The following is a 1,177-nucleotide window of genomic DNA, read 5'->3' as shown; positions in this document are numbered from 1 at the left end:
CGTAGCAACCATTAAAGGCTAGGCGGCTTTTTCGGTCCAGGGCGTGCCGCGTTGTACGACAGTATTGGCGTAGATCAGGAGCTTGCGGGCGCAGGCGACGAGTGCTGCGTTGTGGACTTTGCCCTTCGCGATGAGGCGGGCGTACAGCGCGATCAGAGCCTTGTTCCAACGGAAGGCGGCCGGAAGGGCGGCGGCGAACAGGGATCGCCGCAGGCGGCTGCGGCCTCCGGCGATTTTGCGCTGTCCGCGTTGTTGTCCGCTATCCGCGTCGAACGGAGCCAACCCGGCCAGGGCTGCGGCTTGCTCACGGCTGACGCGACCGAGCTCGGGCATGCGGATGACGATCGCCAGTGCCGTCCGCTCGCCGATGCCGGGAACGCTCAGCACCAGCTTGAGCCGCTTGGCGAGGTCGTCGTAGGCACGAAGCCGCTTGGCAATGTCACGGATCTGCGCCGCCTTGCGTGCCTTCAACCGGGCGATGTCGCTGTCGACGATGCGTCGCAACGCAGGCTCGTCGATGTGCTCGAGACGGGTCTTGAAGCGCCGGATGTCTTCCTCGATCTGCTCAAGAAAGGTCAGATAGTCGGCCAATTCCGTCAATCGCGGATCCGGCGCGATCTCAGGGGGATCGAGCGCCGCAGCACAGGCGGCGATCAATACGGCGTCGAGCGCATCGTTCTTGGCCCGGCGTAAATGGACCTTGGCGAACGCCTTGACCTGAAGCGGCTGCAGCAACAGCACGGTAAAACCGGCCGATCGCAAATGCTCGACCACGCCGCGTTCATAGCCGCCAGTGGCCTCGATCCCGACCCGCGTGACGCCGGCCTTGGCCAGGTTTGCTGCCAGAGCGCGCCAGCCCGGTAAAGCATTGGCGACCTGCCAGCGTTCGGTTCGACCGTGGACCGCGACGTCCAGCTTGGCCTTGGACGTATCGATTCCGGCTGTCGTTATGTTAGTCTGTGTCATCTTCGTCGACCCTGCCTTGTGAAGCGAACCAAGTTGTTCCGGCAACCATCCGGGTCCGATGAAGGTGCTGACGCGATCACGCTACGGGGCAGCCACAAACTGCTCTGGGTGGGCTCGATCCGATCGCCAGCGGCCTGTCGCGGGGTGCAAACCGCGGCAGGCCATTCCTCACGGAACGTGTCCAGGATAACTGATCGCGCTATTACAAGGG

1 protein-coding gene is annotated in these 1,177 nt (G+C 63.7%); it reads right to left on the bottom strand.

Annotated features, from left to right (window positions below; translation table 11 throughout):
* Positions 1-18 precede the first annotated feature (18 nt).
* Positions 19-966 (bottom strand): IS110 family RNA-guided transposase, encoded by a 948-nt coding sequence (locus AC0L3S_RS39045; RefSeq protein ID WP_473285273.1) that lies wholly within the window; start codon positions 964-966, stop codon positions 19-21.
* Positions 967-1,177: the final 211 nt, after the last annotated feature.

The sequence above is a fragment of the Bradyrhizobium sp. Ken01 genome, from assembly GCF_055807355.1.
Note: the sequence above shows the minus strand (reverse complement) of the source record. Positions and strands in the feature narration are given on the sequence as shown.

What these genes read in the sequence shown, in the direction of transcription:
- AC0L3S_RS39045 (WP_473285273.1), bottom strand. Translation starts at nt 966, where the DNA reads ATGACACAGACTAACATAACGACAGCCGGAATCGATACGTCCAAGGCC.